The organism is Kitasatospora sp. NPDC096128, assembly GCF_040303105.1.
GTDB lineage: Bacteria > Actinomycetota > Actinomycetes > Streptomycetales > Streptomycetaceae > Kitasatospora.
In genome coordinates, this window is the sequence record NZ_JBEOSP010000029.1 from 86,463 (window position 1) to 96,395 (window position 9,933).

6 protein-coding genes and 1 pseudogene are annotated in these 9,933 nt (G+C 75.0%); 2 read left to right on the forward strand and 5 right to left on the reverse strand.

The genetic code is table 11. From position 1 onward, the window contains the following. Nucleotides 1-30: 30 nt before the first annotated feature. The 5 genes from ABTY61_RS28360 to ABTY61_RS28380 form a co-directional block, all read right to left on the reverse strand. Nucleotides 31-441, reverse strand: a complete 411-nt coding sequence (locus tag ABTY61_RS28360; protein WP_350507934.1) for a peptidase inhibitor family I36 protein — start codon at nt 439-441, stop codon at nt 31-33. 424 nt (nt 442-865) lie between these two features. After that, complete coding sequence (locus ABTY61_RS28365; protein ID WP_350507935.1) at nt 866-1,702, reverse strand: maleylpyruvate isomerase family mycothiol-dependent enzyme; 837 nt, start codon at nt 1,700-1,702, stop codon at nt 866-868. Between the two features lie 100 nt (nt 1,703-1,802). Then, a complete protein-coding gene (locus ABTY61_RS28370; protein ID WP_350507936.1) occupies nt 1,803-2,903 on the reverse strand; it encodes a YncE family protein in 1,101 nt (366 codons plus the stop codon). A gap of 252 nt (nt 2,904-3,155) precedes the next feature. After that, nucleotides 3,156-4,247, reverse strand: a complete 1,092-nt coding sequence (locus tag ABTY61_RS28375) for a vWA domain-containing protein (RefSeq protein ID WP_350507937.1) — start codon at nt 4,245-4,247, stop codon at nt 3,156-3,158. A 254-nt stretch (nt 4,248-4,501) separates the two neighbouring features. After that, nucleotides 4,502-5,344, reverse strand: a complete 843-nt coding sequence (locus tag ABTY61_RS28380) for an SAM-dependent methyltransferase (RefSeq protein WP_350507938.1) — start codon at nt 5,342-5,344, stop codon at nt 4,502-4,504. Between the two features lie 283 nt (nt 5,345-5,627). Here ABTY61_RS28380 and ABTY61_RS28385 point away from each other — a divergent pair, with 283 nt between their 5' ends. Together ABTY61_RS28385 and ABTY61_RS28390 are read left to right on the forward strand one after the other, a co-directional pair. Further along, nucleotides 5,628-7,655 (forward strand): NHL repeat-containing protein, encoded by a 2,028-nt coding sequence (locus ABTY61_RS28385; protein WP_350507939.1) that lies wholly within the window; start codon nt 5,628-5,630, stop codon nt 7,653-7,655. 222 nt (nt 7,656-7,877) lie between these two features. Further along, nucleotides 7,878-9,933: pseudogene (locus tag ABTY61_RS28390) on the forward strand (MMPL family transporter); the annotation flags it as partial.

The following is a 9,933-nucleotide window of genomic DNA, read 5'->3' on the forward strand; positions in this document are numbered from 1 at the left end:
GGGGACGGCGCGGCGCGGTGCGCAGGGGACTCAGATCCACCAGCCCTGGGAGTGGTTGTTGTTGCGCATGTCGACCGAGCCGCCGTTCCACGGCACCGGGCCGAGGTTGACCCACTGGCCCTTCGGGACGTACTGGTTGGGGCCGGACAGGTCCGGGCCGTAGTAGACGCGCAGGTTCCACCAGGTGCTCAGGTTCTCCACCGAGGCGGCGTTGTTGATCACGGCCTGGCCGTCGCCCGCGCCGCCGCCGCCGAAGTAGGCACCGTCGTAGTTGCCGGTCTCGCTCTTGCCGAAGAACGCGCCTCCCTTGTTGGGGCTGTAGTAGAGACAGGCGTCCCCGCTGATGCAGCCGCCGCTGCTGGCGAGCGCCGGGGTGGTGCCGATGAGGATGCCACCGATGGTGGCCGCGGCCAGGAGTGCGGCCGCCTTCTTGACGAGCATGCTGAGCCTCCGTGGTTGTGACGTGGGAGGGCAGTGGGGACGCGTGACTGCGCCTGTCGGCGAAGTGCGCCGGTTCCCCCTGCCGGCGGGCGGTCGCCGGTTGGCGTCGCCGCCTGCCAGGAAGCTGTCACCCGGCTACGCGTCCCACCACGCCTGGGCGGGATCCGGGATATCCCACGGCGTCCCCGCAGGTCCCGCCCGCCCGCCCGGTGGCGGTGGGCGCGCTCGCCGTCCGTCCCACGGAGTGCTGCGGCGGCGAACAGTTCGTGGGAAGCCGCACTCCGCTTTCAACTCCCTCTCTATTGAGGACAGTTGACTGATCGTCTGCGACAGGGCGAGGGACGTCCGCGATCCGGTGGTGAGCCGACTGCCGTGCCGGGAAGTGGACTTGGCGCCTCCACCGGGAGTGGCCCGGCTGCGGCGGTCAGGGGGCGGTGAACAGGGTGGGGAAGGTCGCGGCCAGCCAGGGGCGGCGGCCCCAGGCCAGGACCTTGCCCCGCAGGAGGGCGTCGGTGGCGCTGTAGCGGCCCAGCGCGATGAGGAAGAAGGCCACCGGATCGGTGAGGATCGTGCAGTCCGGGCGGCGCGGCGGCTCCTGGCCGACCACCGCGGCGCCGTCGGTGAAGGTCACCGCGAAGCCCTGGAGGCCGCGCAGCCGCAGGCGGTAGCAGGCGTTGTGGCCGGCCGCGGCGCGGGCGTCGACCACCCGCGGCATGGCGGTGCGCAGGAACGGCACCGTCAGGGCGACGCGGTGGCGGTCGAGCGGGTGCGGGCGGCCCAGGGCGAGGGCGATGTCGTAGAGGTGGCCCAGCATGTGGGTGAGCAGGTAGGCGCCGAGGGTGTCCAGGTCCATCCCGCCCAGCGGGGTGGACACCGCCTCGGTGCCGGCCCGCGGGGCGGCCGCCGCGGTGAACTCCCTTGCGCGGCGGGCGATCTGCGCGGCGAGCACGGCAGGGTCCCGCTCGGGCCGCTCGGCCAGGGCGGCGGCGTTCGCCGCGGCCAGCGAGCCCGGGGTGCCGTCCCCGTAGGACCGCTGCTCGCCGGCGGCCAGGGCTGCCATCAGCTCGTTGGCCATCGCCAGGTGGGCGGCGGCCTCGGCGACCGTCCACGCCGAACCGGGCACCGGGGTGTCGCCGCGGCAGCCGGCGAGCAGGGCGGTGGCCTCGTCGCCGACCGCGCTCACCGCCTCGAGGAGCGCGGTGCGCGCGGGGTCGGGCCGGTACGGGGGCGGGGGCGGCGGGGCGTTCACAGTGCTGAACACTGGCCCACTCCCCCGCCGCTGTCCAGGGGTGCGGCGCGGCCCCCGCCCGGTGGGTGGGCGGGGGCCGGCCGTCATGCGCTCGCCCGGTGGGCTCGGTGGCTCAGTGGGCGACGATCTGGAGGTTGGCGACCTGTCCGACGGTGCCGCCCACGTAGAAGGTGTGGCCGTCGGGGCCCAGGGCCAGGCCGGTGACCGCCTCCTCGTCGAGGTTGTCGGCGCCGTCCGCGGGGACGGGGGCGCCGGTGGCGGTGTCGAGGGCGAGCACCGAGGCGGCGCTCGTGCCGTAGTTGGTGTCGGCGACGTAGAGCCGGGTGCCGTCGGCGCTGACCTGCGGGTTGTCCAGCGAGTCGCCGCTGCCGGCGGGGTGGAAGGTGGTGGTCACGGTGTCGGTGGCCGGGTCGATGATGGTGCTCTCGCCGGTGCCGAGCCCGGCGAGGCCGAACAGGCGCTTGCCGTCGGGGGCGAACGCCAGGTTGAAGTCCAGGTTCGTCGCGGTGCCCTGGACGGTGCCGGCCACGGCGGGCGCGGTGGCGGCCGCGCGCACGTGCACCACGCCCTGGCTGGTGCCGACGTACACCTCGCCGGTGCCCGGCCGGGCCGCGGGGGCGCCGACGTAGGGGGCCGGGACCTGGACCGAGGTGGTGAACGCCCGCTGCGCGGTGGCGAAGGCCAGGATCCGGCCCTGGCCGTTCTGCCGGTAGGCGCTCGCCCCGTTCTGGGAGACGTACAGGGTGGATCCGTCGGGGCTCAGGGCCAGTCCGGCGGCCGAGCCCGCGGTCCAGCCCGCCGGGCGGGGCTGGTCGGGCAGGGCGACGGTGGCGAGCAGGGTCAGGGTGGCGGTGTCCACCACGCTGAGGCGCTGGCCGTCGAGGACGTACAGGCGTGAGCCGTCCGCGCTGAGCGCCGGGTGGGCGCTCCACTGGAGGGGGCCCAGGGACAGGCGTCCGGTGACGGCGCCGCTCTGGGTGTCCACCGCCTTCACGGTGGAGGTGTTGTCGGCCTCGGTCACCACGACGTAGGCGTGGGCGCCGTCGGGGCTGACCACCGGCGCGGCGTTGCGGGCGCCGACGGCGATGGTCGCCTCGGTGCCGGACAGCGGTGCGTCGGCCGCGGCGGCCGTGCCGGTCAGGGCGAGCAGGGCGGTGACGGCGGCTGCCGTGGTGAGCGCCGGGGCGGTGCGGCGGGTGGTCTTGCGGGACATCGGTTCCCCCTTGTGGAGCGTGTGGTGTGGTGGAGCGTGGGCCGGGCCCGTCAGGCCGTCAGGCCGTCGGTGCTGGACGATCTGCAGACCGGCCGGGGGCAGGCTAGCCGATACGGGCGAAGATCTGATCAACGTATGGGTGACCGTAGGGTGACCGCCCACTGCGGCGCGGTGGTGACGGTCCGTCCGCCGCCCGCAGGCGGTCCGGAGGAATTCACCAGGCGGGCGCGGCCGGACGACGGGGGGCGGCCGTCAGAGGAGGACGAGGAGCTTGGTGCCGGGGACGAGCTTGCGGTTGACGGAGGTGGACTGGACGAAGACCGTGTAGGACGGGTTCTCGCCGGGCTTGACGGTGGCCTCCGCGGCGGGCAGGCCGAGGAGTCGGCGGGCGGCGGGGCCGGAGAAGACGCGGCCGGTCATGCGGCCGGTGGCCGGGTCCTTCTCGGCGACGGCGAGCTGCTTGTTGCCCTGGATCTTCTCCCGCTTGGAGAGCTCGTAGAAGGCGCAGCCGGTCTTGTACGGGTGGCCGGCGCTGGTGACGAAGTCGCGGATGGGGCTCGCCTCGTCGACGGGGACGAGGATGTACTTGCCGGCGTCCAGGGCGTCGAGTTCGGCCTTGACGTCGGCGGTGTTGAGGTCCTGGCCCATGGCGAAGAGGTTCTTGGTGCCGCGTACGCCCTGTTCGCGCCCGCGCAGGAAGCTGGTGGCGGCGGACTTGACGGTGCCGATGGCCTCTTCGACGCCCTTGCTGGAGTCGGCGTCCCAGATGGCGATGTTGCCGGCCGGGAAGCCGTACTCCTGGGCGGTGCGCTTGGCCAGGGAGTTGGGGACCAGGATGGCGGAGGTCCAGTGGTCGGGGAGCTCGTCCATGGCGCCCTGGATGCGGTCGAGCCAGGAGCGCAGGACCTCGGCGCCCTTGCCGCCGGTCAAGCGGGTGTGCATCTGGCCGCTCTGGGAGCAGCCGGAGGCGTTCTCCTCGCCGTCGGTGACGACGACCTGGAGGAAGGAGTGCTCGCCGTAGCCCTCCCAGATGTTCTTGAGGTCGTCGACGGACTTCACGGCGGCCTCGATCAGGGCGGTGGCGCCGTTGTCGACCCGGTAGAGGCCGCGCAGGGAGGGCAGGTGCTTGACGTCCATGTCCCAGACCAGGTTCTGCACTTCGTGGTCGAAGGCGTAGAGGCTGATCCGGGTCTCGTGGCCGAGGCGGTCGGATTCCTCCTGGAGGCCCTTGACGAATTCGTCGACCACGCGGATGAGTTGGCTCTGGTGCTGGCGCATCGAGCCGGACTTGTCGACCACGAGGGAGACGTGGTTGACCTTGTGCTTGATCCTGTTCGTGGACATGGCTATCCCCTTTTCCGGCGCGCTTGCGATGCTTTTCCGGAGTCATTTCGCGGGCTTTCCCGCGGCGCCTTTCGGCGTCTCCTCCAGCGATGTCTCCACTCTAGGGGCGGGCACTGACATTCCGTCGGGCCCGGGCGGGGCGGGTGCGGCGGGCTCCCGGACAGCACACGGCGAGGGGCCCGCGGTCGGACCGCGGGCCCCTCGCCGGGCGCGTCGGCAGTGCTGCCGCCGGGCGCCTGTCGTTTGTCGCCGGGTCAGGGCTTGAGGGCGACGCCGGCGTAGAAGGAGACCTGGGCGTCGGTGACGCCGGCCGGCAGCAGGTCGGCCTCGTCGGTGCCGTCGGGGTGCCAGCGGTGGGCGGGGACGATGCCCGGGTCGAGGAGGTCCAGGCCCTCGAAGAAGGTCGCGAACTCGGCCGCGGGGCGCAGCCGCAGGGAGGTGCCGGCCTGGTTGTAGATCTCCTCGACCTTGGAGGCGCCGGGCGGGTCGAGTTCGGCGGTGGCGTGGGAGAGGACCAGGGCGGAGCCGGCCGGCAGGGGGTCCAGGAGGTGCTTGACGATGGCGTGGGCGTCGTCGAGGTCCGGGACGAAGTGGAGCAGGGCGACCATCGACAGGACCACCGGCCGGGTCAGGTCGAGGGTCTGGGCGACCTGGGGGGTGGTCAGGATCGAGGCGGGGTCGCGGACGTCGCCGTGGACGTAGGCGGTGCGGCCCTGGGGGGTGCTGGTCATCAGGGCGCGGGAGTGGGCCAGCACGACGGGGTCGTTGTCGGCGTAGACGATCCGGGCGCCGGGTTCGACGGCCTGGGCGACCTCGTGGAGGTTGGGCGAGGTGGGGATGCCGGTGCCGATGTCCAGCCACTGGCGCAGGCCGCGCCGGGCCAGGGCGCGGGTGGCGCGGTGCATGAAGGTGCGGTTGGCCCGCACGGCGGTGCGCATGGTGGGGAAGGCGGTCAGGACGCGTTCGGCGGCTTCGCGGTCGACGGCGAAGTTGTCCTTGCCGCCGAGGAAGTAGTCGTACATCCGGGCACTGTGCGGAATGTCCTGGCGTATCTGCGTTCCCGTCGGCTCCGCCGGGTCGGGATCGGTCGTGGTCATCCAGGTTCCTCCCATGCTCATCAGTGTCCCTTCTTGATCACACCGGGCCGGGGCAGTCTAGCCAACTCGCCGTGTCGCGTGGGAAGTCGATCGGCGGCGGGCGCGGGGGTGCGGTTTCGGGCGGGTGCGGCTCGGCCGTCCCGGGCATTTTCCGCCGCGTCCCGCGGCAGGTCGCGTGCGGGCGGCCCGGGATGTGGCAGGTAGGAGGGCGGCGGCCCCGCCGAGCGCTGGTCGCGGCGGGGCCGGCCCCTTCCTTCTCGTCCTGCGATCGAACGGAGTCCCCATGCGCCGACACCGCGGCGTCCTGCTGACCGCCGCCCTCCTGGCCCAGCTCGCCGCCGGGCCCGCGCACGCCGCGCCGGCCGCCGGGTGGGAGGAGGCCGGGCAGTGCGGGGTGGTGCGCAGCGGTGACGCGCCGCTCGGCGGGGCGGAGGTGACGCTGTACCAGGCCGGGGAGGGGCCGGGCGGGCGGGCGCGGGTGCTGGCCCGGGGGCGCAGCGGCGGGGACGGGCGGTTCAGCCTGGACTACCGGCGTCCGCGCGATCCGCGGGCGGTGCTGTACGTGCTGGCCGACCTCGGCCGCCCGGCGGCCCGTGCCCCGCAGGGCGGGCCGGCGCAGGGCGGGAGCGCTCAGGGCGGGCCGGCGCAGGGCGGGCCGGTGACGCTGGCCGCGGTGCTCAGTGGCGCCGGGGCCCCGCCCGAACTCGTCGTCAACGAGCGGACCACGGTGGCCGCGGCCTACGCCCTGGCCCGTTTCACCGGCCCGGACGGCGTGGCCGGCTCCTCCCCCGGGCTGCAGAACGGCGCCGCCCTGGCGCACAACCTGGCCGACACCGGCACCGGCGGCATCGCCCCGTTGCTGGCCTCCGCGCCCAACGGCGCCCTGACCTCGACCCTGGCCGAGTTCAACACCCTGGCCAACCTGCTGGCCACCTGCGTCAGCGGCGACTCCTGCGACCGGCTGCTGGACCTGGCCCGCCGGCCGGGCCGTGAGCGGCCGCGCAACACCCTGCTGGCCGCCGTGGACATCGCCCACGATCCGGGCCACAACGCCGCCGAGCTGTTCGCGCTGGCCGCCACCGCCGACCGCTACCGGCCCGCGCTGCCCGCCGCCCCGGACGCCTGGACGGTGGCGCTGCGCTACGACGGCAACGGGCACGAGCTCGACGGACCCGGCAACATCGCCTTCGACCCGGACGGCAACGCCTGGGTCAGCAACAACTACCGCTACGGCGCGGACCCGGCCGTGCCGGTCTGCGGCGCCGACACGGTCCTCAAGTTCACCCCCACCGGGCAGGACGCCCCCGGCGCCCCCTACCGGGGCGGCGGCCTGTACGGGGCCGGCTTCGGCATCACCGTCGACGCCAAGGGCAGTGCCTGGGTCGCCAACTTCGGTTTCCAGGGCCGGGGTTGCCCGCTGAACCCGGCGCCGCTGGAGCGCAGTGTCTCGCAGTTCGCCCCGGACGGCACCGCCCTGTCGCCGCGCGAGGGCTGGCGCGGCGCCGGCATCGTCCAGCCGCAGGGCATGGCCGCCGACCGTTCCGGCACGGTGTGGGTCGCCAACTGCGGCTCGGACAGCGTGGCGCGGATCCCGGACGGCGACGCGACGCGGGCCCGGGAGATCGCCGTGCCCGGGCTGCACAAGCCCTTCGGGGCGGCCGTGGACCCGGCCGGGCGGCTGTGGGTGAGCGGCAACGGCAGCGACAGCGTCCAGGTGGTGGGCCCCGACGGGAGCCCGGAGCGCACCGTCACCGGGGCGGGCCTGCGCCGGCCGCTCGCGGTGGCCACCGACAGCCGGGGCAACGCCTGGGTGAGCAACAGCGGCATCCTGCCGGTGCCCTGCGGCGACACCACCGCGGCCGACCTGGCGGACGCGCTCGGCGGCGAGGACGGCCCGCGGCCGGGCACCTCGGTGACCATGATCGGGCCGGACGGGACTGCGGCGCCCGGGCCCTTCACCAACGGCGGGCTGTTCCTGCCCTGGGGCGTGGCCGTCGACGGGGACGACACCGTGTGGGTGGCCAACTTCGGCGGCCACCGGGTCGCCCGGCTGTGCGGGGTCGACCTGTCGGCCTGCCCGCCCGGGGTGCGCACCGGGGAGCCGATCTCCCCGCCCGACACCGGGTACACGAGCGACGGGCTGGAGCGCAACACCGGTATCCAGATCGACCCTTCGGGCAACGTCTGGCTGGCCAACAACTGGCGCACCGTGCCGATCCAGGCCAATCCGGGCGGGCACGAGCTGGTGGTCCTGGTGGGCGCGGCGGCCCCGGTGGCCACGCCGCTGCTCGGCGGGGGCCGACGGCCCTGACCGGTCGGCGGCGGCGGGAGCGGTACTCCCCGGGGGGCGGGCCCCGGGGGCCGTCGGGGCGATAAGGGTCGGGGCCGTCGGGGCGATAGGGGCGGGCGGGCCCTCGGGGCCCTCGGGGCCGTCGGGGCGACTACCCGCCGGTACCCGAGGGCCCGCCCGCCCTGCGGGGAACACTGCGCCGGTTCGGCGCACCACCGCGCCGGAGACCCCCGGGAGCCGTCCATGCCGCCCTCCGCCCGCCGTGTCCCCCCGGCCGCGGCGCCGCAGCCCGCCAGGCGCGCGGCGCTGCGGCGCCTGGGCGAGTGGTGCGCGCGCCACGCACTGGTCGTCATCGTGCTGTGGATCGTCGCCCTGGCCGGCGTCCAGGCCGCCAACCGGGCGGTCGGCGGCGGCTACTCGGACGACTTCTCGCTGCCCGGCACCCAGGCGCAGCAGGGCCGGGACGTGCTGCAGGCCCACGAGCCGGGCGCGGCGGGCACCAGCTCCCAGGTGGTGCTGCACGACGCCCAGCAGCTGGCCGGCTTCCAGCCGCAGATCGCCCAGGCCGTCACCGCGCTCCAGGCGCTGCCGCACGTGGTCGCCGTGCAGAGCCCGCTGCCGCCGCCCGGGCAGAGCGCCGCGCCGGGCGGGCCGCTGGCCCCCGACGGGCTGACCGGGTACATCACCGTCCGCTTCGACACCACCCCCGCGCTGCTGGGCCACGACTACCTGGACGGGGTGGACGCCGCGGTGGCGCCGCTGCGCCAGGCCGGGGTGCAGGTGGAGTACGGCGGGCCGCTGGGCGAGCTGGCCCGGCCGGCGGCGGACGACCGCTCCAGCGAGCTGATCGGCTTCGCGGTGGCGGTGGTGGTGCTGCTGGTGGGCTTCGGCAGCGCGATCGCGGCCGGGCTGCCGCTGCTGACGGCGCTGATCGCGGCCGTGGTCGGGCTCGGGGCGCTGGGGCTGGTCGCGGCGCTGTCCACCTTCGCCACCGTCGCGCCGACCCTGGCGACGATGATCGGCATCGGGGTGGGCATCGACTACGCGCTGTTCCTGCTGACCCGGCACCGGCAGAACCTGATGGACGGGGTGGACCCGGTCGCCTCGGCCGGGCAGGCGGTGGCCACCAGCGGGCGGGCGGTGCTGGTCTCCGGCTGCACGGTGATCATCGCGCTGTCCGGGCTGTCGGTGTCGGGCATCTCCTTCATCGCCAAGCTGGGGGCGGCGGCGGCCGTCACGGTGGTGTCGGCGGTGCTCGGCGCGCTGACCCTGCTGCCGGCGCTGATGGGGCTGATCGGCCGCCGGATGGACCGCTTCGCGGTGCGCCGTCCGATCGCCGAGGCCGGGGGCGGCGGCGAGGGCGGCGGGAGCTGGCACCGCTACGCCCGGCGGGTGGAGGCGAACCCGTGGCGCTACCTGGTCGCCGGGGTGGTCGCGCTCGGGGTGCTGTCGATCCCGCTGTTCTCCATCCAGCTGGGGCACATCGGCGACGGCGCGGACCCGACCTCCTTCACCGACCGGCGCGCCTACGACCTGATCTCCCAGGCCTTCGGCCCGGGGGCGAACGCGCCGCTGACCGTGGTGGTCGACCAGAGCGCGGTGCCCGCCCAGGCCCGGGCGGGCGTGCAGGGCGCCGTGCAGCAGGCCCTCACCGGCCTGCCCGGCGCGGCGAGCACCACCCCGCTGCAGACCAGCCCGGACGGCGCGGTGCTGTTCGCCACCGTCATCCCGGCGGGCGCCCCGCAGGACCGGGCCACCACCGACCTGGTCAACCGCCTGTCGGACACCGTGCTGCCCGACGCGGTGGCCGGCAGCGGCGCGAGGACGTACGTGACCGGCAACACCGCGGCCCAGGTCGACTTCCTGGACATCGTCTCCAGCCGGCTGGTCCTGATCATCGCGGTGGTGGTCGCGCTGGCCTTCCTGATCATCCTCGCGGTCTTCCGCGGCCTGCTGGTCGCGGTCAAGGCCGCGGTGCTCAACCTGCTGTCGATCGCGGCCTCGTACGGGGTGGTGGTGGCGGTGTTCCAGTGGGGCTGGGGCGGGCCGGCGCTCGGGGTCGCGGGGAAGGTCCCGATCGAGAGCTACGTGCCGATGATGATGTTCGCGATCGTCTTCGGGCTGAGCATGGACTACGAGATCTTCCTGCTCTCGCGCGTCCACGAGTCCTGGGGGGGGGGGGGGGGGGGGCCGGGGGGGGGGGGGGCCGGGGTGGGGGTCAGCGCGCGGGGGTTGTGCGGCGGCGCGGAGGTCATCGGGTGCGTGGGGGGCGCGGTGGTCGGGTGCGAGCACGTGGTGG

Bases quoted from the DNA above. Each gene is read 5' to 3' on its own strand.
- ABTY61_RS28360 (WP_350507934.1), bottom strand. From the start codon at position 441: ATGCTCGTCAAGAAGGCGGCCGCACTCCTGGCCGCGGCCACCATCGGT.
- ABTY61_RS28385 (WP_350507939.1), top strand. From the start codon at position 5,628: ATGCGCCGACACCGCGGCGTCCTGCTGACCGCCGCCCTCCTGGCCCAG.
- ABTY61_RS28380 (WP_350507938.1), bottom strand. From the start codon at position 5,344: ATGACCACGACCGATCCCGACCCGGCGGAGCCGACGGGAACGCAGATA.
- ABTY61_RS28375 (WP_350507937.1), bottom strand. From the start codon at position 4,247: ATGTCCACGAACAGGATCAAGCACAAGGTCAACCACGTCTCCCTCGTG.
- ABTY61_RS28370 (WP_350507936.1), bottom strand. From the start codon at position 2,903: ATGTCCCGCAAGACCACCCGCCGCACCGCCCCGGCGCTCACCACGGCA.